This is a genomic window from Donghicola sp. XS_ASV15, assembly GCF_041224595.1.
In the GTDB taxonomy this organism is placed as follows: Bacteria; Pseudomonadota; Alphaproteobacteria; order Rhodobacterales; family Rhodobacteraceae; genus Donghicola.
On sequence record NZ_JBGFGN010000103.1, the window covers coordinates 49026 to 72306 of the forward strand.

The window sequence follows — 23281 nt, forward strand, 5'->3', positions numbered from 1 at the left end:
TCGAAATCACGGAAAGGTAACACCAATTTCACGTTATTGTTCCAGAACTTTCTTCAATTAGTGTGCTTCGGCCCAACTTTGCCCACGGCCCGCATCGACGATCAAAGGCACATCCAAATGGATAGCAGGCATTGCAGAGCTTTCCATCACATCCTTGGCGGTTTTGATCAAATCATCGACCGCGCCTTCTTCGACTTCGAACAGCAATTCGTCGTGCACCTGTAGCAGCATTTTTGCAGGCAGATCAGCAATCGCATCCGGCATCCGGATCATGGCGCGACGGATGATATCGGCAGCGGTGCCCTGAATCGGTGCGTTGATCGCCGCACGCTTGGCAAAACCGGCCCGCGGCCCCTTGGCCGCGATCTCGGGCGTGTGGATTTTGCGGCCAAACATGGTTTCGACGAACAGGTGCTCTTTGGCGAACTTCACCGTGTCGTCCATGTAGGCCTTGATGCCGGGGAACCGCTCGAAATAGCGGTCGATAAAGCCCTGCGCTTCGCCGCGTGGAATGCGCAGGTTGCGGGCCAGACCATAGCCGGAAATGCCGTAAATGACGCCAAAGTTGATGGCCTTGGCCTGACGGCGCACCTCGGGGGTCATCTCGTCCAGCGGCACGCCGAACATTTCGGACGCGGTGGCGGCGTGAATGTCCTGCCCCTCGCGGAAGGCTTCTTTCAGGCTGTCGATCCCCGCCACATGCGCCAGAATGCGCAGTTCGATCTGGCTGTAGTCGAGCGCGACCAGCACTTTGCCCTCGGGCGCGATAAAGGCCTCGCGGATGCGGCGGCCCTCTTCGCTTCGGATCGGGATGTTTTGCAGGTTCGGATCGGTTGAGGACAAACGCCCCGTCGCCGCGCCGGTCTGCATGTAGCTGGTGTGGACGCGGCCCGTGTCGGCGTTGATGTGGTCCTGCAGCGCGTCAGTGTAGGTCGATTTCAGCTTGGACAGCTGACGCCAGTCCAGAACGCGGCCGGGCAGTTCATGCTCGGTCGACAGGTCCTCCAGGATATCCGCACCGGTGGCATAGGCGCCGGTCTTGCCCTTCTTGCCGCCCTGATACCCCAGCTTGTCGAACATGATCTCGCCAAGCTGCTTGGGGCTACCCACGTTGAACTTCTCGCCCGCCAGTTCGTGGATCTCTTCCTCGAGCTGCGCCATCTTCTGGGCAAAGGCATTGGACATCCGGCTTAGGGTGTCGCGGTCCACCAGCACGCCCTCTCGCTCCATCTGGGCCAGTACAGGGACCAAGGGGCGCTCCAGACGTTCGTAGACACGTGTGACTTTTTCGCGGTGCAGTTCAGGCCGGAATTTGTGCCAGAGGCGCAGGGTAATGTCCGCATCCTCGGCTGCGTATCGGGTCGCTTTGTCCACCTCGACCTTGTCAAAGGTGATCATGGACTTCCCGCTGCCGATCAGCTCTTTGATCGGGATCGGCTTGTGTCCCAAATAGCGTTCGGACAGGGCGTCCATCCCGTGTCCGTGCAGACCGGAATACAACGCATAGGACATCAGCATCGTGTCCGCGATGCCCTGCACGGTGATCCCGTAGGTCTGGAAAATCTTTATGTCGTACTTGGCGTTCTGGAAGATCTTCAGAACGGATGCATCTTCGAGCACGGGTTTCAGCAGCGACAGGCAGGTGTCGAAATCCATCTGCCCTTCGGCCTTTTCCGCGCCGCCAAACAGATCGCCGTCGCCCTTGGTGTGGCCAATGGGAATGTAGCACGCCTTGCCCGCTTCGGTGGACAGGGAGACGCCGACCAAGTCGGCCACCATTTCGTCCAGTGCCGTCGTTTCCGTATCAATCGCCACATAGCCCTGCTGGCGGATGGCCGCGATCCACTCTTCCAGCTGCGCGGGGGCGGTCAGGCAGGTGTAGTTCTCGGGCTCAAAAGCAATATCCTCGACCGGAGCGGCGTCGGCTGCGGCAGGCACAGTCGGCGCTTTGTCCTCGATCACCGGCGCTTCGGCGTCCAGCGCGTCGGCGATGCGCTTGGTCAGGGTGCGGAATTCCATCTTGGCAAGGAAGCCGAGCAGTACCTCTGGATCGGGGTCGCGGATTTCCAGATCATCCAGCGTGAATTCCAGAGGGGTTTTGCAGTCCAACTCTACAAGCTTCTTGGACAGCTCGATCTGCTCTCGCTTTTCGATCAGGGTCTGGCGCCGTTTCGGCTGCTTGATCTCTTCGGCACGGTCGAGCAAGTCCTCGAGGCTGCCGTATTCGTTGATCAAGAGCGCTGCAGTCTTGATCCCGATCCCCGGCGCGCCGGGCACGTTGTCCACGCTGTCACCCGCCAAAGCCTGCACGTCCACGACGCGTTCTGGTCCCACACCGAATTTCTCCTCGACGCCTTCGCGGTCGATCAGCTTGTTCTTCATGGCGTCAAACATCACGACGCCATCGCCCACCAGCTGCATCAAATCCTTGTCCGAGGATACGATGGTCACACGTCCGCCCGCATCCCGCGCCTGATGGCAGAGGGTCGCGATAATGTCGTCGGCCTCGTAGCCCTCCATCTCCTCGCAGGCGATGTTGAACGCACGGGTCGCTTCGCGGGTCAGCGGGATCTGCGGGCGCAGGTCCTCTGGCATCGCCTCGCGGTTGGCTTTGTACTGATCGTACATGTCATTGCGGAAGGTGTGGCTGCCCTTGTCGAAAATCACGGCAAGGTGGGTCGGCGCGTCAGAGCCAGAGGTGCCCTCGACATAGCGCTGAAGCATGTTGCAGAAGCCGCTGACCGCCCCGATCGGCAGGCCATCCGACTTGCGGGTCAGCGGTGGCAGCGCATGGTAGGCCCGAAAAATGAAAGCGGACCCGTCAATGAGGTGCAGATGGCAGCCTTTGCCGAATGTCGTGCTCATGAATGCGCTCCTTCCTGCTGTTGGGTCCGGTAATGCCACGTCCAGAAGGCCTCTTCCAGCGCCGATGCAATGACACCGCATTTCCCTGAGGTGCGCCCCATTCGATTTACCAGAATCCGAGCGTGCCCATTTTCAGAAAGTTCGATTTCGATAATTCGGAAATTTGCGAATTATAAGCTCGCAGATCAAAATGCTCCCCGGCCAACACGCAGGGGCACCACATCTAGGATCACAATTCGCCAGACAAGAAGGCATCCAGATCATCCAGCCGATCCTGCCCCCAGAACTTCTCGGTCCCGTCCACAATGTAGAATGGCGAGCCAAAGACCCCCTGTGACACCGCCTCTTCCAGATTCGCGGCATAGGTCTCTGCCCCGACCAACAATCCGCTATCCGCGAGCTTGGGATCAAACCCGCAGGCCTCTAGCGCGGCGCGAACAACCCCATCTTCGGCAATGTCCTTTTCCTCGGCCCACGACGCCCGAAGAATCGCATGGACCAACGCGCCGACATCACCGGCTCCGGCGTTTTGCGCGGCGATGATCGCGTAGCTCGACGGAGCCGCATTTGTAGGCCAGAACATCGGGCGAAAATTAAACGGCAGTTTCGATTTCTTGGCCTGACGGGGCAATTCCTGCGCACGGTACTCAAGCCGCGCAGGATGTCGATCCTTGGGCGCGGCACCCCCCGTTCGCGGGAAAAGTGCCATGATGTCCAGAGGCTTGTACGTGATGCCCGCGCCATGTTTCGTGGCGATCTCTTCCAGACGTTGTCCGGCGAGGTAAGCATAGGGTGACAAGGTTGAAAAGTAGTAGTCGATATGCGGCATTGGAGCCCTCCCGTGCTTCCGTTGCTTGGCGTGAAGGTTACCGCGTGTTAAGCGAAGCCAACGTCACGAATCCGTCATAACTCCCCTTCTAGGACGCAGCTCATGCCCTCTCTCACCGAACCTAAGCTGATTTCTGGCAATGCCAACATGACCCTCGCAAAATCCATCGCACGTCGCATGTCGATGCACCGCGGAATGAATGTGGGTCTGGTCGATGCCCGTGTTGAACGCTTTAACGATGCCGAAATCTTTGTCGAGGTTTTCGAGAACGTCCGTGGCGAAGACATGTTCATCATCCAGTCGACGTCAAAGCCGGCGAACGACCACCTGATGGAACTTCTGATCATGGCTGACGCGCTGCGTCGCTCCTCGGCCGGTCGCATCACTGCAGTGATCCCTTACTTCGGCTATGCCCGTCAGGACCGCCGCACCAAGGCCCGTACCCCTATCAGCGCCAAGCTGGTTGCCAACATGCTGACCCGTGCCGGCATCGAGCGGATCCTGACCATGGACCTGCACGCTGCGCAAATTCAGGGTTTCTTCGACATCCCCGTCGACAACCTGTACGCCGCGCCGATTTTCGCGCTGGATATCCAACACCACTTCGGCAGCATGGAAGACGTCATGGTGATCTCGCCCGACGTTGGCGGCGTGGCCCGTGCACGTGAACTGGCCAAGCGGATCAACGCCCCGCTGGCAATCGTCGACAAACGCCGCGAGAAGCCCGGTGAAGTTGCAGAAATGACAGTGATCGGTGACGTGACAGGCAAGAAATGTATCATCGTTGACGACCTTTGCGACACTGCTGGCACCCTCTGCAAAGCTGCTGAGGTTCTGATGGACGCAGGCGCGACCGAGGTACACAGCTACATCACCCACGGCGTTATGTCCGGCCCTGCGGTCGAGCGTGTCAGCAAGTCGGTCATGAAGAGCCTCGTGATCACCGACACTATCGAGCCGACCCAAGCAATCCTCGATTGCCCGAATATCCGGATCGTTCCCACCGCCCCCGTGTTTGCGCAGGGCATTCTGAACATTTGGAATGGTACTTCTGTGTCGTCGCTGTTCGAAACCGATACGCTCGTTCCGATCTACGAAGGCCTGTATAACGGCAACGGCGCTTAATAGAGCTGCCAGTCATCCTCGTGTGGCAGGCTGCCAATGGCCTGCCACGACGCCCGAGCACGGGCGATACGGGTGTCCCCCCACGTGCGGAACACCAGATCAAATCCCCGAACAGTTATATTCTCGGCCGTGATCTCGACTCGCACGTTGGTGTCCGAGTCCAGATCCCACAGGGACAGACCGACCGTCACCGAAGGCGGGTCCTGATATTGCGCAGAAAATTTGATCTTTTTCACGCGGTCACGCGGGCCAGAGCCACGCCACATCTCTCCGCCCTCTTCGAAATCCGAAAAGAGCACAATATCGCCGCTGTCGATTCCGACCTGAAAGGTATTGAGACGCTTCATGCCACTTCAGATACCGCGTAACTTATTTAAATAAAACTAACCTTAGCCAGAAAAACTAAAAGGCCCGCCTTCTGAATGCAAGGCGGGCCTTTCGTATAGTTTTTGTCGGTGGACGTTAGTCCATCTGGTCGATCAAGTGCACCAGATCGGCAACAAAGCGTTCCAGACCGTGACGCTCTTCGTCCTCAGCCGCCTGCTCCATCCGTTCACGCGCCTCAGAGAGGATCGCTTCCAGATCGGGGCGGGCAACGTCGGCTGCTGCAAAAGCGCGCTCGGCGATCACCGAAACCGATTCAGCCGAAACTTCGACGAACCCGTGGGTCACAACGAAGTCTTTCGCTCCGCCTTCCAGCTCCGCCCGGAGGAAACCGGGACGGAGAGTGGTCAGCATCGGCTCGTGGCCGGGGCCCGCGGTCAGTTCGCCCTCGGCGCCGGGGATCAGTACTTCGCTGGCTTTGCCCGATGCGAGGCTACGCTCGGGGCAGACCAGATCGAATTGAACCATATCAGCCATTCAGGGCCTCCTTCCGCAGGGTTTAGGCAGCAGCTGCCAGCTTCTCGGCTTTTGCGATCACTTCGTCGATGTCGCCAACCATGTAGAAGGCTGCTTCGGGCAGGTGATCGTATTCGCCAGCAACAACCGCTTTGAACGACGCGATGGTTTTTTCCAGCGGAACCTGAACACCGTCCGAACCGGTGAAGACTTTCGCAACGTCGAAGGGCTGCGACAGGAAGCGCTGGATCTTACGCGCACGCTGAACGGTCAGCTTATCTTCTTCGCTCAGTTCGTCCATGCCAAGGATGGCGATGATGTCCTGCAGCGACTTGTACTTCTGCAGAATACCCTGAACGTCACGAGCAACCTGATAGTGCTCTTCACCAACGATACCCGGATCGAGGATACGCGACGACGAGTCCAGCGGGTCAACCGCGGGGTAGATGCCGAGTTCCGAAATCGCACGCGACAGAACGGTTGTTGCGTCGAGGTGTGCGAAGGTAGTCGCGGGTGCGGGGTCGGTAAGGTCGTCCGCGGGAACGTAAACGGCCTGGATCGAGGTGATCGAACCCTGCTTGGTCGAGGTGATGCGTTCCTGCATGGCGCCCATGTCGGTCGCCAGGGTCGGCTGGTAGCCCACCGCCGAAGGAATACGACCGAGCAGAGCCGAAACTTCCGAACCCGCCTGAGTGAAGCGGAAGATGTTGTCGACGAAGAACAGAACGTCAGTACCGGACTGGTCACGGAACTGTTCTGCCAGAGTCAGACCGGTCAGAGCAACACGTGCACGTGCTCCCGGAGGTTCGTTCATCTGGCCGTAAACCAGAGCAACCTGCGATTCCGACAGGTTGTCGGGCTTAATAACGTTCGATTCGATCATCTCGTGGTACAGGTCGTTGCCCTCACGAGTACGCTCGCCAACACCTGCGAACACCGAGAAGCCCGAGTGCACTTTTGCGATGTTGTTGATGAGTTCCATGATCAGAACGGTTTTGCCCACGCCGGCGCCGCCGAACAGACCAATCTTACCACCCTTGGAGTAGGGCGCCAGAAGGTCGATCACCTTGATGCCGGTCACCAGAATTTCCGAAGCAGTCGACTGCTCGATGAATTCGGGTGCAGGCTGGTGGATCGCACGGGTTTCGGTCGCGGCCAGTTCACCTTTTTCGTCGATGGGCTCGCCCACGACGTTGATGATGCGGCCCAGAGTTGCGTTGCCTACGGGCACCGAGATGGGCTGGCCAAGGTCAGTCACTGCCTGACCACGAACCAGACCTTCGCTGCCGTCCATCGCGATAGTACGCACGGTGTTTTCACCGAGGTGCTGCGCAACTTCCAGGATCAGACGCTTACCATTGTTGTCAGTCTCGAGCGCGTTCAGAATTGCCGGAAGGGCATCCTCAAACTGCACGTCAACGACAGCGCCGATGACCTGCGTAATTTTGCCGACTGCGTTTGCCATGTCGTTGTTTCTCCGATTTCCTTAGAGCGCCTCAGCGCCCGAGATAATTTCGATCAGCTCGTTCGTAATGACGGCCTGACGCGAGCGGTTAAATTCGATGGTCAGCTGGTCAATCATGTCGCCCGCGTTGCGGGTCGCGTTGTCCATTGCCGACATACGAGCGCCTTGCTCCGATGCACCGTTTTCCAGCAGAGCAGCAAAGATCTGGGTCGCGACGCCGCGCGGCAGCAGGTCAGCCAGAATGGCCTCTTCGCTGGGCTCGTAGTCATAGAGCGGACCGGTTTCCTCGGCAGTCGCTTCGAACTGCGCGGGGATGATCTGTTGTGCGGTCGGGATCTGCGAGATCACCGACTGGAATTGGGCGTAGAAGATGGTCGCTACGTCGAATTCACCAGCATCGAAACGCGCCAGCACGTCCTTTGCGATCGTCTGTGCGTTGTCATAACCGATACGCTTCACCTCGGAGAGGTCCACGTGGCCGATCATGAGATCACCCAGATCACGCTTGAGCTGTTCGCGGCCTTTTTTGCCGACAGTCAGGATCTTGACCGTTTTGCCAGCTGCTTTCAGTTCCGCTGCCTTTTGACGGGCCAGTTTCACGATCGAGCTGTTGAAGCCGCCGCAAAGACCACGTTCCGCGGTCATCACGATAAGAAGTTGTACTTGGTCCGACCCGGTCCCCGCCAGAAGGCGGGGTGCCGTGTCAGAACCACCAACCGATGCTGCAAGGCTTGCCATGACAGCATTGAAACGCTCCGAGTAGGGGCGTGCTGCCTCGGCTGCATCCTGTGCCCGCCGCAGTTTTGCGGCGGCCACCATTTGCATGGCCTTGGTGATCTTGCGCGTGGATTTCACGCTCTCGATCCGGTTTTTGAGGTCCTTAAGGCTTGGCATAATCCAGTCCTTTCGGGCTTATGCGAAGGTCTTGGCGTATTCGTCGAGAACCGCTTTGATCTTGTCCGCTGCATCACCTTTGATCTTGGGATCTTCGTTGGTGATCCAGTCCAGAAGGTCTTTCTTCTGGGTGCGCAGGAACTTCAGCAGGCCAGCTTCGTAGCGGCCAACGTCTTTTACTGCGACGGTGTCCAGGTAACCCTGAGTACCGGCAAAGATCACGCAGACGATTTCAGCGTTGGTCAGCGGTGCGTACTGAGGCTGTTTCATCAGCTCGGTCAGACGCGCACCACGGTTCAGCAGCTTCTGGGTTGCGGCGTCGAGGTCCGAGCCGAACTGAGCAAATGCAGCCATTTCGCGGTACTGAGCCAGTTCCAGCTTAACCGGACCTGCAACAGTTTTCATTGCGTTGGTCTGAGCCGACGAACCCACACGCGAAACCGACAGACCGGTGTTCACCGCAGGACGGATGCCCTGGTAGAACAGGTCAGTTTCGAGGAAGATCTGACCGTCAGTGATCGAGATCACGTTGGTCGGAATAAACGCCGAAACGTCGCCGCCCTGAGTTTCGATGATCGGCAGCGCGGTCAGCGAGCCTGCGCCGTGATCGTCACCCATCTTCGCCGAACGCTCGAGCAGACGCGAGTGTAGGTAGAAAACGTCGCCGGGGTACGCTTCACGTCCCGGGGGACGGCGCAGCAGCAGCGACATCTGACGGTACGACACAGCCTGCTTGGACAGGTCATCGTAGATGATCAGGGCGTGCTTGCCGTTGTCACGGAAGTACTCAGCCATTGCGGTCGCGGCGTAGGGCGCCAGGAACTGCATGGGTGCGGGGTCCGAAGCGGTAGCCGCAACGACGATCGAGTATTCAATCGCGCCGGTTTCTTCGAGCTTCTTCACAAGCTGAGCAACGGTCGAACGCTTCTGGCCAACCGCAACGTAGATGCAGTACAGCTTCTTGCTTTCGTCGCCGCCAGCAGCGTCGTTGTAGGACTTCTGGTTCAGGATCGCGTCCAGAGCAACGGCAGTTTTACCGGTCTGACGGTCGCCAATGATCAGCTCGCGCTGGCCACGGCCGATCGGGATCATCGCGTCGACGGCTTTGAGGCCGGTCGCCATGGGCTCGTGAACCGATTTACGGGGAATAATGCCCGGTGCTTTGGAGTCAGCAACGCGGCGCTCCGAGAATACAACGGGGCCTTTGCCGTCCAGCGGGTTACCCAGACCGTCGACAACGCGACCCAGCAGGCCTTCGCCGGCGGGAACGTCCACGATCGAGTTGGTGCGCTTAACGGTGTCACCTTCTTTAATGTCACGGTCCGAACCAAAGATAACGACACCGACGTTGTCGGTTTCAAGGTTCAGCGCCATGCCCTGGATGCCACCGGGGAATTCGACCATTTCACCAGCCTGAACGTTGTCCAGACCGTGAACGCGCGCAATACCGTCACCGACGGAAAGAACGCGGCCAACCTCGGCCACTTCGGCGTCTTGGCCAAAGTTTTTAATCTGCTCCTTTAGGATCGCAGAAATTTCGGCTGCTTGGATACCCATTTATCCGACCTCTTTCATTGCATTCTGTAGGGCGTTGAGCTTGGAGCGGATCGAGGTATCGACCATCTTCGAGCCCACCTTAACAACGAGACCACCGATGAGAGCTTCATCAACGGCGGCTTCAATCTTAACGTCCTTGCCGACACTCTCTTTCAGAGCGGCTGCAAGTTTGTCCTTTTGCGCGTCGGACAGAGCCGTGGCGCTGACAACCTCAGCGGTGACTTCACCTTTGTAGGCTGCAATTTTCTCGCGCATAGCTGCGATCAGCTGCGGCATGGCGAACAAACGGCGCTTGGAAGCCATCAGCTCCAGCGTGTTTTTCACGATGCTGCTCACGCCCATTTGAGTTGCAACGGCTGCAATCGCAGCGCCTTGCTCTTCGCGCGTGTAAACGGGGTTGTTGATCAGTTCACGAAGATCATCGCTACCTGCCAATGCGGCAGCCAGCGCGTCAACGTCCTTCTCAACGGAGTCGAGCGATTTGGTCTCGAGGGCGAGATCAAATACGGCAGAGGCATAGCGTTGCGCGATGCCGAAGGAGATCGAAGCTGGTTCGGACACGTCCACCCTTCCGATGTCTTGGCCCCGACCCGTCAAATTGCCGTATCGGGGGCGTTATTGCCCGTAGGTCCTATCCCTACGGGCATCGAAATCGCGCAGGACTTAGCAGAGGGTGACGGACCTCGCAACATTGGATCACACTTTTAAAGTAGTAGATGGCGCTAGCATTTGTTGAGATGGGCAAATTAATCTCGTGCGCCGCTACCTTGTGCCGCATTCGTGACACATTTTGAGGCAAGCAGCGATTCCCTCAGGCGCCGGCGGGTTTCGCCTCGGGCGCAGCCAAACCAGCAAGTACCTTGAGCGGACGCGTCGCAACTGCCGTTCCGCCCCCAGAGGGTTCCTGTGTGAGTTTCTGCGCCTCTAGCAAAATGACTCCCCCCGGAAGACCGGCACCGGCGGTGCGTGCAACTTTCTCGATCAACGGACCAGAGCGCAGCCAGAATCGGCGATGGGAGGGCGGCTGGTGCAGTAACGCGCTGGTACGCTTTGGCTGGAATCCGCTGCGCTGAAGCTGCACCTCGAGTTGGCTTGCACTGAAGGGGCGTCCAAAGCCGAAAGGCGTGGTGTCCCGACGGGACCAGACACCAGCCCTGTTCGGCACAATAAAGATGGCACTTCCGCCCGGACCCAGAACCCGCGCCGCCTCTTCCAACACCAAATCCGGCTGCTCAGAAGTCTCAAGCCCATGCATGACGATCAGCTTGTCGATATGTCCCGTCTCGATCGGCCAGTTGGCTTCCTGACAAAGGACAGAGACGTTCGGCATCCCAGCAGGCCATGACATCACCCCTTGGGGGCCCGGCATCAGCGCAGTCACACGGCGCGCCGTCTGCAGATAAGGACGCAAAAGGGGAACAGCAAAGCCATATCCCAGAACAGACTGTCCCCGCGCTTCGGGCCAGAGGCGCACGACTTCGTCGCGGATCACGCGCTGCGCGGCCCGCCCCAAAGCGCTGCGATAGTAGAAATTTCGCAGATCTTGCACATCCAGATGCATTGCGCCTTGGTGCCCCTTCGGTCAGTCTCTTGGGAACAATAGCAATAGCGACAGGAAACGCCATGCCCCTCGAGATCATTACAGTTCCCTGCCTTGCGGACAATTACGCATATTTGGCGCACGACCCTGAAACGGGCGAAACCGCGGTCATCGACATTCCCGACGCCGGCCCCATTCTAAACGCCTTGGATGCCAAGAGCTGGTCGGCCGATATCATTCTTCTGACCCACCATCATCACGACCACGTTCAAGGCCTGCCCGACATGCTAGGGCGCTTCCCCCAAGCGCGGGTTGTTGGTGCCGAGGCGGACCAAAACCGTATGCCGCCGCTCGACCTCAAGGTTAAAGAAGACAGTGTCGTGCAGATTGGTTCGGAAACAGGCCAAGTTCTAGATGTGTCAGGCCACACGGTCGGTCACATCGCCTTTTATTTCCCCGAGAGCGCAGCGCTCTTTTCCGCCGACAGCCTTATGGCGCTGGGATGTGGCCGCTTGTTCGAAGGCACCCCCGAGATGATGTGGGAAAGCCTGTCCAAAATGGCCGCCTTGCCCCCCGAAACCTTGGTGTACTCCGGCCATGAATATACCGCATCCAATGCAAAATTCGCTCTGACAGTCGAGCCAGAGAATCCTGATCTGCAAAACCGCGCCGAAGAAATTACCGAAAAACGCGCCAAGGATGAGCCCACGGTGCCGGCTTCAATCGAAACAGAGCTTAAAACGAATCCGTTTTTGCGGGCGAGTAACAGTGATGTGAAAGAGTCGCTTGGCATGGTTCATGCAGCAGATTCCTCAGTGTTTGCTCGTATCCGCGCGATGAAAGATGCCTTTTAACCCATCACAAAGATCATCCGCGTAATCCTATTTGGTCGGATAATTCCAAGTTTTCTCTTGAAGAGCCGCGCGGAACGACCAAACTTTAACTTATGCAGGCCACGGTTGGTTGGGGCCTCGGGCCCCTCTGACCCCGATCAAGAGGAGCACCCCCAGTGCCTTCATTCTCGAATACTCTCGAACAGGCAATCCATTCGGCATTGGCCCTCGCCAATGCGCGCTCGCACGAGTTCGCGACGCTGGAGCACCTGTTGCTGGCCCTCATTGATGAACCCGATGCGGCTCAGGTCATGCGCGCGTGCAATGTGGACCTGAGCGAACTCAAGAGCACGCTCGTCGAATATATTGATGATGACCTCTCCAACCTAGTCACCGAAGTCGATGGTTCCGAAGCGGTCCCCACCGCTGCTTTCCAACGCGTGATCCAGCGCGCCGCCATCCATGTGCAGTCCTCGGGCCGCACCGAAGTCACTGGCGCGAACGTTCTGGTCGCGATCTTTGCCGAGCGCGAATCGAATGCCGCGTTCTTCCTGCAAGAGCAGGATATGACCCGCTACGACGCGGTGAACTTTATCGCCCACGGCGTCGCCAAGAACCCCTCGTTTGGCGAAAGCCGTCCTGTTACCGGCGCGTCCGAGCAGGAAGAGGCCCAGAATGTCGAACGTGAAGGCCCGAACCCGAGCGAAAACAAGGAATCTGCGCTGGCCAAATATTGCGTGGACCTGAACAAGAAAGCCACCAAAGGCGATGTGGATCCGCTGATCGGTCGCGGCGAAGAAGTCGAGCGCTGCATTCAGGTGCTCTGCCGCCGCCGCAAGAACAACCCGCTCTTGGTGGGTGATCCAGGTGTGGGCAAAACTGCCATCGCCGAAGGTTTGGCGCGCAAGATCATCAAGGGCCAGACCCCTGATGTCCTGAAAAACACCATCATCTACTCGCTGGACATGGGCGCACTGCTGGCTGGCACCCGCTACCGTGGTGACTTCGAGGAACGTCTGAAGGCCGTTGTGACCGAACTCGAGGATCACCCCGACGCGGTTCTCTTTATCGACGAAATCCACACCGTCATCGGTGCGGGCGCGACCTCTGGTGGCGCGATGGACGCCTCGAACCTGCTGAAGCCCGCGCTTCAGGGCGGCAAGCTGCGCACCATGGGCAGCACCACTTACAAAGAGTTCCGCCAGCACTTCGAAAAGGATCGTGCGCTGAGCCGCCGTTTCCAGAAAATCGACGTGTCGGAGCCCAGTGTCGAAGACACCATCAAGATCTTGCAAGGCCTCAAGCCTTACTTCGAAGAGCACCACGACATTCGCTACACCTCGGACGCGATCAAGTCTGCTGTGGAACTGTCGTCGCGCTACATCAATGACCGAAAGCTGCCTGACAAAGCGATCGACGTGATCGACGAGGCAGGCGCTGCACAGCACTTGGTGGCAGAGTCGAAGCGCCGCAAAACCATCGGCGTCAAAGAGATCGAAGGCGTCGTCGCCAAGATCGCCCGCATCCCCCCAAAGAACGTCAGCAAAGACGACGCCGAGGTTCTGAAGGATCTGGAGAACAGCCTGAAGCGCGTGGTCTTTGGTCAAGACGATGCCATCGTCGCCTTGTCCAGCGCAATCAAACTGTCCCGTGCTGGCTTGCGTGAACCCGAGAAGCCCATCGGCAACTACCTGTTCGCGGGTCCGACCGGCGTGGGTAAGACCGAGGTCGCGAAACAGCTGGCTGATCAGCTTGGTGTGGAACTCCTGCGTTTTGACATGTCCGAGTACATGGAGAAGCACGCTGTCAGCCGTCTGATCGGTGCCCCTCCGGGCTATGTTGGCTTTGACCAAGGCGGTCTGCTGACCGATGGCGTGGACCAGCACCCACACTGCGTCCTGCTGCTTGACGAGATCGAGAAAGCGCATCCCGACGTCTACAACATTCTGCTTCAGGTCATGGATAACGGGCGTCTGACCGACCACAACGGTCGCACCGTGGACTTCCGCAACGTGGTTCTGATCATGACCTCGAACGCGGGTGCTGCGGATATGGCAAAGGCCGCTGTCGGCTTTGGCCGCGACCGCCGCGAGGGCGAAGATACCGCCGCCGTGGAGCGCACCTTTACTCCGGAATTCCGCAACCGTCTGGATGCGGTGATCAGCTTTGGTCCGCTGCCCAAAGAGGTCATCCTGCAGGTCGTAGAAAAGTTCGTTCTGCAACTGGAAGCTCAACTCATGGACCGCAACGTCCATATCGAGCTGACCCAGCCCGCTGCCGAATGGCTCGCCGACAAGGGCTACGACGACAAGATGGGCGCCCGCCCGCTGGGTCGTGTCATTCAGGAGAACCTCAAGAAGCCGCTGGCCGAGGAGCTGTTGTTCGGTCAGTTGACCAAAGGCGGCATCGTCAAGGTCAGTGTCGAGGACGGCGAGCTGAAGCTCGAAATCTCGGGACCGGATAGCAAACGGTTAACTTCTGGCAAAAAGCCTCCATTACTCACGGCAAACTAAATGAAACATTTGATTGCCCTCGCCATAACGGCGGGGGCTTCTCCGCTTCTGGCGCAGGATATTTCCCTGCAACTTCCCATCGACTGCACTTTAGGAAAAACCTGTTTTATCCAGCAATACACCGATCGAGATCCCAGCGAAGCCTCGTCTGACTTCACTTGCGGAAGCCTGAGCTACGATGGGCACAAGGGCACAGACTTCGCCCTTCCGACCCATCAAGATCGCCGCGCTGGTGTCGCTGTTCTGGCAGCGGCAGATGGTACCGTACGTGGTGTCCGAGATGGGATGCCAGACCTCGGGCTCGACGACACCCCGCCAGAACAGGTTGAGGGGCGTGACTGCGGCAACGGCGTCGTCATAGATCATGGCGATGGCTGGGAAACCCAGTACTGCCACATGGCCTTGGGGACAGTGTCGGTAAAAACGGGCGATACCGTCGCAGCAGGGTCACCCTTGGGCCAGGTCGGCTTTAGCGGTCGCACGCAGTTCCCCCACCTGCACCTTTCGGTTCGCCACAACGGCGAGGTGGTAGATCCCTTTGCCCCAGACACCGCGGCCTGCGGTGATAGCAGCTTGGCGCTTTGGGCAGAACCAATCAGCTATCAGCCAACTGCGCTCTACACCCTAGGCTTTGACAATGAAGTGCCTGCCTATGATGCCATCAAAGATGGGTTACCTGAGCCTGACATCACCCGCACCGATCCTGTCGTGCTGTGGGGCTTTGCCTTTGGGTCTCAGCCCGGCGATGTGATGGCGTTCTCGATCACCGGCCCTTATGGCGAGATCTTCGATCAAGAGGTCACGCTGGACAAACATCAAGCACAGTATTTCCGAGCCGGGGGACGCAAGGCGCCGAGCGGCGGCTGGCCCACAGGGCGCTATACGGGGCAAATTACCCTCTCTCGGGATGGCAAAGAGCTGGACAGACGCGTCACACAAGTCGAAATCCACCGCTAAGCTCAAAGGGCACCGTTTGGTGCCCTTTTCTTATCGCTCAGTAAACTTCAGCTCGATGCGGCGGTTCTGAGCGCGGGCTTCGGTAGAATTCTCTGGATTGATAGGCTGGAACTCGCCAAACCCGTTGGCCGAAAGACGGTTGGGCGGAATGCCCAAGTCGTCTACCATATAACGCACAACTGACAGAGCGCGGGCCTGACTTAATTCCCAGTTATCCGCGAACTCGCCGGTTCCCGATAGGGGAATGTTGTCTGTGTGTCCGTCGACACGGAGGATCCAGTCGATCCCTTCGGGGATTTCGTTCGCAACTGTTCTCAGGATGCTTGCAACATTGCCGACCTGCGCACGACCCTCGCCCGACAGGGTCGCATCGCCCTGATCGAAAAGAACCTCGGACGAAAAGACAAAACGGTCGCCCTTGATCTGCACGCCCTCTTGGCTGCCCAAAAGGTCCCTAAGCCGGCCAAAGAAATCAGAGCGATAGCGCGCCAGTTCCTCGGCCTCGGCAGCAAGACGCGCAGCTTCTTCGGCGAGGCGTGCGTTCTCGGCTTCTTCCAACTCGCGGCGACGACGCTCTTCGGCGGCAGCACGCGCCAGTGCGGCGTTCAAATCAGTGCCCAGGGACTGCAATTGGATCTGAGCGGCTGCGTCTCTTTCTTTGGCGTCATCCAGCAACCCTTGAAGCTGACCTAACTGGCTTCGCAGCGCCGATAGCTGCTGGTTTAGCAACTCGACCTTCAACTCGGCTTCGGCGGTTTTTGCTTCTTGCCCTGCCAGTGCCTCCTGCGCGGTGGCCAGCAATGCAGCGCGTTGTTCAGCCGCGGTCAACTGAGAGGTCGCCGCTTCTTGTTCAGCAAGCGCGGCGGCCAGCTGTTCCCGTAAATTGTCCGACGCCGCTTCGGCATCGGCAGCACGAGAGGCTTCTGCCTCTGCGCGCCCTTCGGCCTGCGCTTGCATCGCCAACGCAGCTGCCAACTGATCGTCCAGCGAAATACCCGCTTCACGCAGTCGCTGCAGTTCTGCTTCGGTATCCTGACGGGCCGCCAATGCGGCAGCCACCTCTTCCTCTAGGCTGGCCACCCGAGCGGCCGCCTCTTGCGAATCCTGCTCGCTGGCGAGCGCTGCCTGCAAGCGGCTCTCAAGCTTTGATCGGGCTTCGTCGCTCTGCGCACTTTGCGCAGCAAGGGTATCCAGTTCGTCCTTCAGCGCATCTCGCGCCAGTATGACCGTCGCCAATCGCTTGTTCAGATCGTCTTGCACTGCATTGGCGGCTGCCAGTTTGGTAAGAGTGTCTTCTGCCTCTTTGCGCTGCGCCTCGAGCGCCAAGGTCATGGCGGTCAGTTCTGTATCCGCCTCTTCCAATCGCTTGCGCAACGCCGCAGCGGCCTCGGCTTCGGTTAATCTCGCGGCTTCAGCTTCGGACAGTGCAGCCGCCTGCTCTGCGGACTGGGCCTCCAGATCTTGCACCATCGCCTCTAGCGCTGCGCGTTTGGCCGCATCCAGAGCGGCAGCTTCAGCCTTGGCATCCAGTTCTTCTTGTGCGCTCAGAAGCGATGCGTTCAGGCTGTCACGCTCAGCCTCGAGGTTGGACTGCTCAGACAACAAAGATGCCACCCGCGATTCGAAGGCCGTGATGGCATCCTGTGCCTCGGCCAATTCTTCGGTGCGGGCGGCGATCTCGGCGCGGGTGTCCGACAACGTTGCCGTCAATTCGCCGATGCGGGTCTCTAGCCCTTCTGACTTGGTCTCGGCCAACCCTAGGGCCTGAGCCAGAGCCGCGACCTCTGTCCCCAAGGCATCTAGTTGGATTTCTTGATCCTGAATCTGGCTTTCTTGTCCGGTGATTTGTTCGCGCAGTACAGACTGGACGACCATAAAGATCGTCAAAACAAACATGAGCACCAACAAAAGGCCGGTCATCGCATCGACGAAACCCGGCCAGATCGAGCCCTGAAACCGTTGGCCCGTTCTACGCGACAGAGCCATGGCTTACCCCTCGTCCCGCATCCGGCGCGACACGGCACCATCCGACGTTCCAAGGCGCTGAACCGCGCGTGTCAGGGCCGCGATGTCCGTCCGCAATTCCGACAGGGTTTCCTGTCGTCCGGCCTTCATGTCCTCGAGCAATTGCAGCATCTGAAGGTCGATCGACCGGATCCGCATTCGCGTCTCTTCGTCAGGAGCGCTCTCGCCCCCTTGCTGTTGGCCCTGCGCGATTGCCATATGAAGCGCATCAACGACCTGCTGCTGGCCCTGCGCAATGCGCTGTAGCCCATGAGCCAGGTCGCTGTTGTCAACCACGGCCAACTTCTCACTCATCCGGTCCACGGCGCTGGTCAGTTGCCCCAGATGGGCGTCCAGAGAATTGCTCTGCTTGTCAGAGTTCATCAGCGCAGACTGCATTTGCTCCATTTGGTCGGCCATCTGCTCTAGGACCTGCACCATTGCGCCTTGCTCTGGGCTCGCGCCCTCGCCATCGCCCACGTACCCAAGACGCGTGATCGAGGTTAGCCACTCTTCGAGTTCGCGATAAAAGCGGTTCTGGCCGTGGCCCGCGAACAACTCGAGCAAGCCCACGACGAGCGATCCAGCGAGACCGAGCAGCGAGCTGGAGAATGCCACGCCCATACCGCCAAGCTGACTTTCGAGACCGGTCATCAGGCGCGAGAACATTTCCGAACCGCTATCCCCATCCGCCGGTGCAAGGCTGCGGATTGTGTCCACAACCGCAGGCACCGTCGTTGCCAGACCATAGAAGGTCCCGAGCAGACCTAGGAAGATAAGCAGATTGACCACGTAGCGCGTGATCTCGCGTGCTTCGTCGATCCGAGTGGCAAGGCTGTCCAGAATAGAGTGTGCCGCAGTCGAGCTGATCTTCATCCGGTGGCCACGAGACGAGAGCAGCGCAGCCAGAGGCTTTAGCAGACGCGGCGTTCGGACCGACGCGTCGCTTCGGTCTCCGGCAAAAGCTTCAATCCAGCGTACAGATGCAATCAGCTGCCCGACCTGAACGAAACAAGCCAACACCCCAAAGACAAAGACCAGCGCAATCGTTCCGTTCAACCACGGGTTCGCGACGAACAGTGGGCGGACCACGCCATACGCGAAAGAGGCCCCTGCTCCGGTCAAACCCAAAGCGACGACCATCAAGAAAATCTGCCGGATCGGCTGAGAAAAATGCGGCTCGGACTCGCGGTTCATGCGTGACGCCCCCTGCCCTCGTAGTTGAAATCCGACCTCACCATAGGGACTAAGCACCAAAGCGCAAAGGATTATCCAATGATCTCGCGCACTCGGTTCTCGAGCCAGTCCAAATCTGCATCTGAAATTCCCAATTCGCGGAGTTGCGATGCGGTATTATAGAGGTACTCCCAATTCGGCCCCATCTTGCCCCGTGCGCGTGCGATGATCTGGGCCTGATCCTCTAGTGGCAAACCGCCACAATATTGGCCATGATCGGGATCGATAATATAGGTCACCGCCTCGACCAATCGGCCATCCTCCAGATGCACCGGCAGGTGCCGTTCCAAATAGGCTGCCGTCACCAACTCGCGTTCGCGCAGGTAGTCCAGTGTCGCGTCTTCCGTGCCCGGAGCCACCCGCAGCGCCAGACCGTCGCATGTCGCCGCGACGTCTGCGTCCAACGCGAGAACAAGACCCATCGCATCGCGACTTCCCCGATGGGTGACCGAGCGCATACTGAATGACCGATGATAGCCCTCTAGGGTCGCGAGCCTTTTTTCCGCGACCTCAAAACCTGGATTCCACAGAAGTGACCCATATCCGAATACCCACATGCTCATGATGCTGGCCTCCTTTTTCTAGCGTCTGTAAACAGGGGGCAGATTTTTAGAAAGGGTAAGGGCATGAAACGCCTTATTGCGATTACAGTTATTTTAGCCGGATTATGGTCCGGATTTTGGTTTTATGCCTCTGGTCAAAAGAGAGCCGCGATCGAGAATTGGTTCACAGCCAAGCAGCAAGACGGCTGGGAGGCATCCTACAGTGACCTTACCGTGGCCGGCTTCCCGAACCGTGTCGACACCACGCTGGACGAGGTTACACTTGTGAATCAAGAGGGTAGCGTGAAGTGGTCCGCGCCTTTTTTCCAACTGCTTTCGCTGGTCTACAAGCCTTCGCACATGATCGCCATTTGGCCCGAGAGCCAGATTGTGCAGACCCCATTCATCAACGCGACCCTACGGCACGAAGATTTGCGTGCGAGCGTCGTTCTGAATAGCGATGACAGCGACATCCTCAATCGTTTGTCGCTCGTCGGCAAAGGAATCGAAGCGAAGTCCGATCGTGGGTCTTGGTCCGCGCAGGACTTCAAATTCGCGGCAGAACGCGAAGCCGGGGCAATCTCTGACTACAAGATCGCAGTTTCGGCGGACCAAATGTCACTGAAACTGCCGCTCGTGGGTGGAATCACTCTGCCGGACCGCTTTGAAACCCTCGCGCTCGACACGCGCATGACCTTTGCTGAGCCCATTGACGCAAGCACTGCGTCAGTCGCACCACCCTCTCCATCCAAGGTAGAGATCGTTTCGGCCGACATCCATTGGGCCTCGCTTCAGGTTGCGGCCAGCGGCACGCTTGAATTTGATGACATGGGCGTTCCTTCGGGCGCTCTGGATTTCAAATTACAGAACTGGGATCAAATGATCAGCGACATCGCAAACTCCGGCGCGATCAGCCATGCCCAAGCACAATCGACCAGGATGATGGTTGGCATGTTGGCCGCCAGTAGCGGCGATCCGCGAGAGTTTGACGGCACGCTGACCTTGGTGGATGGCATGATGAAAATCGGCCAGCTGTCGCTAGGTCCGGCACCTCGTCTCAGCCCCCGCTAAGGGGCTGAAGGGTTACTTGCAGTAAGACCCGCTACGATAGCGAGCCGTATCAAAATGGAAGTGATCCTGATGATAGCGGTTCGCGTTCGGGCCCAAAGTCGTGCCAAATGTGCCACAGGCCTTGGCGTAAGCGGCTTTCAGGATCTTGCCATTCGACTTCGTACGCCAATCCTTGAGAACGCTGATTTTCGTCCCGTCTTTCAGGGTAAAGCCGCCAATATCGATCGCGCGACCGCGTCCATGCTCTGAAATCCGGTTTCCCGCCTGATTGTTCCGCGGGCGGCAAACATAATGCCCCATGACCTGAATCTTGGAGACACCGCCCCCCTTGCTTCCGACCGCTGGCCTCAACCCGTTATCTACCCAATTTTTCAGGGCTTTAGCGGTCTGGCAGTCCATAGTCGAGGGCTGACTCAGAGCGATGCCAGACACCGACTTCACCTTGACAGCGCTGTCGACGCCGCAACCAAAGGTCGAAGCCAGAACAACGCCGATATCGTCACCTTGAATACTCAGATCTCCACAAACAGCGCCGCGTTGCTGCATCTGGCGGCGTTGGATCGCCTTTTCGGTGACGGCCTTGGGACGAGGAATTGGGCGAAGGGCCTGAGGTAGAACGAAGGTTGCCGAAGCAACCTCGATTGCTTCTGCTGCGACGGCCTCTGGCGCCACCTCGTGTTCCTCGGGCGCAACGACGGCAACAACTGTGGATTTTTCTGCGGCGGGACGGGCTTTGGGCCGCAGCACCGACGCTAACGCATCGGTCGCAACAAGAACCTGACCATCGGCAGAGCCGGGGCGCGCGACAGGGCGCAAAGACGTTTCAATGGGAAAGGCAGAGACAGCGGTAGCACCGAGCAACACCGCCAGCACCGCAGCGCGCATCATTTTGCAGCCTTTCCGCGACCAAAATCGGGCGCGTCTACGTCTTGGCCCGCCTCTAGGATCCCGCGGCGGATTGCGCGGGTCCGTGTGAAATAAGAATGCAGCATATCCCCGTCTCCTGTGCGAATGGCCCGCTGAAGCGCAAACAGCTCTTCGGTGAACCTTCCCAGAATTTCCAACGTCGCGTCCTTGTTCGTCAAGAACACGTCGCGCCACATTGTCGGGTCACTGGCGGCAATCCGCGTAAAGTCGCGGAAACCCGCCGCCGAATACTTGATCACTTCGCTGTCGGTCACGCGGCGCAGGTCGTCCGCCACACCCACCATCGTATAAGCAATCAGGTGCGGCGTGTGGCTGGTGACGGCCAGCACCAGATCGTGGTGCTCGGCATCCATTTCCTCGACATTGGAGCCAATGCCTTCCCACAGCGCTCGCAGCTTCGCGACTGCTTCTGGGTCGGAATCCGTTACAGGCACCAAGAGGCACCAGCGGTTATCGAACAGCTCGGCAAAGCCGGACTTCGGCCCCGAATGCTCTGTCCCTGCCAGCGGGTGAGCAGGCACAAAATGCACGCCCTCGGGCAGGTGCGGGCCAACGGTGTCGATCACAGATTGCTTGACCGACCCCACATCACTGATCGTCGCACCCGGTTTCAGGTGCGGAGCTATGTCTGCCGCCACAGCGCCCATAGCGCCCACAGGGACACAGAGCACTACCAGATCCGCGTCTTTCACAGCCTCGGCTGCGGTGTCACAGATGCGATCGCACAGGCCGATCTCGCGCGCGGTGTCTCGGGTTTCAGCCGAGCGGGCATAACCGGTGACTTCGCCCACCAGACCGCCACGCTTGATTGACCAGAACATCGAGGACGCGATCAGGCCAAGGCCGATCAGCGCCACACGGTCGTAGACTTGTGTCATGCACGCGCTCCTGCTTTGAACGCGCCGATGGCATGCGCCACGCGGCGGCAGGACGGCTCGTCCCCGACGGTGATCCGCAGGCAGTGCGGCAGGTTATAGCTGGCGACCGACCGTACGATCAGGCCTTGCGACTTCAGGTAGTCGTTGCAGGCGTCGGCCTCTTCCTGATCGTGGAAGCGGGCCAGAATAAAGTTGGTCATGGAGGCATCGGACTGCACACCAATGGCTGCCAAGGCTTCGGACAGCCAAACGCGCAGTCGGGCGTTTTCAGCCAGCGACTTATCGATGTGCGCGGTGTCGGCAAGGGCCGCTTTGGCGGCCTCGAGCGCGATGGTCGAGATATTGAACGGCGCGCGCAGGCGGTTCAACACGTCGATCACGTCGCGCTGCGCATAGCCCCAGCCCACACGCAGGCCACCCAAGCCATACAGCTTGGAGAAGGTGCGGGTCATGATGACATTGGGACGGGTACGGGCCAGTTCGGCCCCGCCATCGTATTCTTCAACGAATTCGGCATAAGCGCCATCCAGAACCAGCATGACGTGCGATGGCAGGGCATCAGCCAAACGCGTCACTTCGGCCAGACCGATCATGGTGCTGGTCGGGTTGTTCGGGTTCGCGATAAAGACGATGCGGGTCGCATCCGTCACGGCCGCCAAAATGGCGTCAACATCGGTCACGCGATCACATTCAGGCACTTCGACCGGCGTCGCGCCCGCGCCAAGGGCACAGATGCGGTACATGGCAAAGCCGTGCTGAGTGTAGATCACCTCATCGCCCGGGCCGGCGTATGCGTTGCAGATCATCTGCAGGATTTCGTCAGAGCCCACGCCGAGGATGATGTTGTCCGCCTCTAGCCCGTATTTGTCCGCCAAAGCGGCGCGGAGGGAATACCCGTCGATTTCGGGATAGCGATGCATCTGATGCGCCGCGACGCCTGCCGCTTTGACTGCTGCCTCGGACGGACCGAACGGGTTCTCGTTCGAGGACAGCTTGACCACATTGGAACCCGGCGCGCCGGACGCGCCGCCGACGTAGAGATCAATCTCCATGATGCCGGGCTGGGGGACGGGTTTGTTCATCTGGGCCTCCGTAACTCGGGCTCTGCATATCGCGCAGATGACGACTGGGAAAGAGCACTTTGATCCCATGGCCCCCGGAAAGTGGCCAGATGCCCACAAAAGCAAAGCGCCGCCCCATTGGGA

At 58.9% G+C, this 23281-nt stretch carries 20 protein-coding genes; 5 read left to right on the forward strand and 15 right to left on the reverse strand.

Features of this window, described 5'->3' with window-relative positions:
• Positions 1–57: 57 nt before the first annotated feature.
• Positions 58–2865: a DNA polymerase I gene (gene polA, locus AB9K37_RS03665; RefSeq protein WP_369835601.1), complete on the reverse strand. Its 2808-nt coding sequence runs from the start codon at positions 2863–2865 to the stop codon at positions 58–60.
• Between the two features lie 229 nt (positions 2866–3094).
• Positions 3095–3694 carry a 2-hydroxychromene-2-carboxylate isomerase gene (locus tag AB9K37_RS03670; RefSeq protein WP_369835602.1) on the reverse strand — a complete coding sequence of 200 codons (600 nt, stop codon included), beginning with the start codon at positions 3692–3694 and terminating at the stop codon, positions 3095–3097.
• A gap of 102 nt (positions 3695–3796) precedes the next feature.
• Here AB9K37_RS03670 and AB9K37_RS03675 point away from each other — a divergent pair, with 102 nt between their 5' ends.
• Entirely contained in the window at positions 3797–4819 is a 1023-nt protein-coding gene (locus AB9K37_RS03675) for a ribose-phosphate pyrophosphokinase (protein ID WP_072704836.1), read from the forward strand.
• On the opposite strand, the gene AB9K37_RS03680 is transcribed toward AB9K37_RS03675, so the two are convergent.
• The 7 genes from AB9K37_RS03680 to AB9K37_RS03710 form a co-directional block, all read right to left on the reverse strand.
• Positions 4816–5166 carry an H-type lectin domain-containing protein gene (locus tag AB9K37_RS03680; protein ID WP_293709705.1) on the reverse strand — a complete coding sequence of 117 codons (351 nt, stop codon included), beginning with the start codon at positions 5164–5166 and terminating at the stop codon, positions 4816–4818. The genes AB9K37_RS03675 and AB9K37_RS03680 overlap by 4 nt on opposite strands.
• Before the next feature lie 115 nt (positions 5167–5281).
• Positions 5282–5680, reverse strand: a complete 399-nt coding sequence (gene atpC / locus AB9K37_RS03685; RefSeq protein ID WP_072704830.1) for an ATP synthase F1 subunit epsilon — start codon at positions 5678–5680, stop codon at positions 5282–5284.
• 22 nt (positions 5681–5702) lie between these two features.
• Positions 5703–7124, reverse strand: coding sequence for a F0F1 ATP synthase subunit beta (atpD, locus tag AB9K37_RS03690; RefSeq protein ID WP_072704827.1), 1422 nt, complete (start codon positions 7122–7124; stop codon positions 5703–5705).
• Between the two features lie 21 nt (positions 7125–7145).
• On the reverse strand, positions 7146–8018 hold the full coding sequence (locus AB9K37_RS03695; RefSeq protein WP_369835603.1) for a F0F1 ATP synthase subunit gamma: 873 nt from the start codon (positions 8016–8018) through the stop codon (positions 7146–7148).
• An 18-nt stretch (positions 8019–8036) separates the two neighbouring features.
• Entirely contained in the window at positions 8037–9575 is a 1539-nt protein-coding gene (atpA, locus tag AB9K37_RS03700) for a F0F1 ATP synthase subunit alpha (RefSeq protein WP_369835604.1), read from the reverse strand.
• Complete coding sequence (locus AB9K37_RS03705) at positions 9576–10136, reverse strand: F0F1 ATP synthase subunit delta (RefSeq protein ID WP_177218625.1); 561 nt, start codon at positions 10134–10136, stop codon at positions 9576–9578.
• Between the two features lie 250 nt (positions 10137–10386).
• Positions 10387–11136, reverse strand: coding sequence for a class I SAM-dependent methyltransferase (locus AB9K37_RS03710; protein WP_369835605.1), 750 nt, complete (start codon positions 11134–11136; stop codon positions 10387–10389).
• Positions 11137–11198: 62 nt separating this feature from the next.
• Between AB9K37_RS03710 and gloB the strand changes: the two genes are divergently transcribed.
• From gloB to AB9K37_RS03725, 3 genes are all read left to right on the forward strand, one after another.
• Positions 11199–11969 carry a hydroxyacylglutathione hydrolase gene (gene gloB, locus AB9K37_RS03715; protein WP_369835606.1) on the forward strand — a complete coding sequence of 257 codons (771 nt, stop codon included), beginning with the start codon at positions 11199–11201 and terminating at the stop codon, positions 11967–11969.
• Positions 11970–12124: 155 nt separating this feature from the next.
• On the forward strand, positions 12125–14461 hold the full coding sequence (gene clpA / locus AB9K37_RS03720) for an ATP-dependent Clp protease ATP-binding subunit ClpA (protein WP_369835607.1): 2337 nt from the start codon (positions 12125–12127) through the stop codon (positions 14459–14461).
• Positions 14462–15418 (forward strand): M23 family metallopeptidase, encoded by a 957-nt coding sequence (locus AB9K37_RS03725; RefSeq protein ID WP_369835608.1) that lies wholly within the window; start codon positions 14462–14464, stop codon positions 15416–15418.
• 30 nt (positions 15419–15448) lie between these two features.
• Here the strand turns inward: AB9K37_RS03725 and AB9K37_RS03730 are convergent, their stop codons facing one another.
• From AB9K37_RS03730 to AB9K37_RS03740, 3 genes are all read right to left on the reverse strand, one after another.
• Positions 15449–17404: a peptidoglycan -binding protein gene (locus AB9K37_RS03730; RefSeq protein ID WP_369835609.1), complete on the reverse strand. Its 1956-nt coding sequence runs from the start codon at positions 17402–17404 to the stop codon at positions 15449–15451.
• A gap of 3 nt (positions 17405–17407) precedes the next feature.
• Entirely contained in the window at positions 17408–18619 is a 1212-nt protein-coding gene (locus AB9K37_RS03735) for a biopolymer transporter ExbB (protein WP_369835610.1), read from the reverse strand.
• A 71-nt stretch (positions 18620–18690) separates the two neighbouring features.
• On the reverse strand, positions 18691–19221 hold the full coding sequence (locus AB9K37_RS03740) for a gamma-glutamylcyclotransferase (protein ID WP_369835611.1): 531 nt from the start codon (positions 19219–19221) through the stop codon (positions 18691–18693).
• Between the two features lie 63 nt (positions 19222–19284).
• Here AB9K37_RS03740 and AB9K37_RS03745 point away from each other — a divergent pair, with 63 nt between their 5' ends.
• On the forward strand, positions 19285–20271 hold the full coding sequence (locus AB9K37_RS03745) for a DUF2125 domain-containing protein (protein WP_369835612.1): 987 nt from the start codon (positions 19285–19287) through the stop codon (positions 20269–20271).
• Positions 20272–20283: 12 nt separating this feature from the next.
• Here AB9K37_RS03745 and AB9K37_RS03750 read toward each other — a convergent pair whose 3' ends face one another.
• From AB9K37_RS03750 to hisC, 3 genes are read right to left on the reverse strand one after another with little or no spacing between them, the layout of a single operon-like run.
• Positions 20284–21159: an extensin family protein gene (locus AB9K37_RS03750; protein WP_369835613.1), complete on the reverse strand. Its 876-nt coding sequence runs from the start codon at positions 21157–21159 to the stop codon at positions 20284–20286.
• Complete coding sequence (locus tag AB9K37_RS03755) at positions 21156–22076, reverse strand: prephenate/arogenate dehydrogenase family protein (RefSeq protein ID WP_369835614.1); 921 nt, start codon at positions 22074–22076, stop codon at positions 21156–21158. Before AB9K37_RS03755 ends, AB9K37_RS03750 begins: the two co-directional genes overlap by 4 nt.
• Positions 22073–23158, reverse strand: coding sequence for a histidinol-phosphate transaminase (hisC, locus tag AB9K37_RS03760; RefSeq protein WP_369835615.1), 1086 nt, complete (start codon positions 23156–23158; stop codon positions 22073–22075). The genes AB9K37_RS03755 and hisC overlap by 4 nt, the downstream gene beginning before the upstream one ends.
• Between the last annotated feature and the right edge of the window lie 123 nt (positions 23159–23281).

Coding starts and splice junctions, on each gene's coding strand:
- polA (WP_369835601.1), bottom strand. CDS start 2,865: ATGAGCACGACATTCGGCAAAGGCTGCCATCTGCACCTCATTGACGGG.
- AB9K37_RS03670 (WP_369835602.1), bottom strand. CDS start 3,694: ATGCCGCATATCGACTACTACTTTTCAACCTTGTCACCCTATGCTTAC.
- AB9K37_RS03675 (WP_072704836.1), top strand. CDS start 3,797: ATGCCCTCTCTCACCGAACCTAAGCTGATTTCTGGCAATGCCAACATG.
- AB9K37_RS03680 (WP_293709705.1), bottom strand. CDS start 5,166: ATGAAGCGTCTCAATACCTTTCAGGTCGGAATCGACAGCGGCGATATT.
- atpC (WP_072704830.1), bottom strand. CDS start 5,680: ATGGCTGATATGGTTCAATTCGATCTGGTCTGCCCCGAGCGTAGCCTC.
- atpD (WP_072704827.1), bottom strand. CDS start 7,124: ATGGCAAACGCAGTCGGCAAAATTACGCAGGTCATCGGCGCTGTCGTT.
- AB9K37_RS03695 (WP_369835603.1), bottom strand. CDS start 8,018: ATGCCAAGCCTTAAGGACCTCAAAAACCGGATCGAGAGCGTGAAATCC.
- atpA (WP_369835604.1), bottom strand. CDS start 9,575: ATGGGTATCCAAGCAGCCGAAATTTCTGCGATCCTAAAGGAGCAGATT.
- AB9K37_RS03710 (WP_369835605.1), bottom strand. CDS start 11,136: ATGCATCTGGATGTGCAAGATCTGCGAAATTTCTACTATCGCAGCGCT.
- gloB (WP_369835606.1), top strand. CDS start 11,199: ATGCCCCTCGAGATCATTACAGTTCCCTGCCTTGCGGACAATTACGCA.
- AB9K37_RS03725 (WP_369835608.1), top strand. CDS start 14,462: ATGAAACATTTGATTGCCCTCGCCATAACGGCGGGGGCTTCTCCGCTT.
- AB9K37_RS03730 (WP_369835609.1), bottom strand. CDS start 17,404: ATGGCTCTGTCGCGTAGAACGGGCCAACGGTTTCAGGGCTCGATCTGG.
- AB9K37_RS03735 (WP_369835610.1), bottom strand. CDS start 18,619: ATGAACCGCGAGTCCGAGCCGCATTTTTCTCAGCCGATCCGGCAGATT.
- AB9K37_RS03740 (WP_369835611.1), bottom strand. CDS start 19,221: ATGAGCATGTGGGTATTCGGATATGGGTCACTTCTGTGGAATCCAGGT.
- AB9K37_RS03745 (WP_369835612.1), top strand. CDS start 19,285: ATGAAACGCCTTATTGCGATTACAGTTATTTTAGCCGGATTATGGTCC.
- AB9K37_RS03750 (WP_369835613.1), bottom strand. CDS start 21,159: ATGATGCGCGCTGCGGTGCTGGCGGTGTTGCTCGGTGCTACCGCTGTC.
- AB9K37_RS03755 (WP_369835614.1), bottom strand. CDS start 22,076: ATGACACAAGTCTACGACCGTGTGGCGCTGATCGGCCTTGGCCTGATC.
- hisC (WP_369835615.1), bottom strand. CDS start 23,158: ATGAACAAACCCGTCCCCCAGCCCGGCATCATGGAGATTGATCTCTAC.